The sequence below is a fragment of the Romboutsia sp. 13368 genome (assembly GCF_018336475.1).
In the GTDB taxonomy this organism is placed as follows: domain Bacteria; phylum Bacillota; class Clostridia; order Peptostreptococcales; family Peptostreptococcaceae; genus Romboutsia.
The window spans coordinates 1,165,628-1,165,844 of sequence record NZ_CP048741.1 but is presented as its reverse complement, the minus strand read 5'-3'; the positions used below and the strand labels follow the sequence as shown (position 1 = coordinate 1,165,844).

1 protein-coding gene is annotated in these 217 nt (G+C 29.3%); it reads right to left on the bottom strand.

Annotated elements, in window-relative coordinates; all coding sequences use genetic code 11:
• The coding region (locus tag G3997_RS04735) for a hypothetical protein (RefSeq protein WP_296649378.1) at window positions 1-217 on the bottom strand (217 nt) is incomplete at both ends.

Here is a 217-nt window from a genome sequence, read left to right as displayed (position 1 = left end):
TATTTTGCTAATAGTGCTAAAGAAATCATATTATGCGTTTTACCGCCACCCATTGACTGAGTAAGTTTAATTAATCCAGATGCACTTTTTCCATGAAATCTTTTRAATGCWGTTTCTACTAAAAGTTTCATACCTTCTGTTACGAAATTTTCATTAAAGAATTCATTTGGGTCTATTCTATTTTGTATTAAATCTGTCAATTCTAATACATCATCTC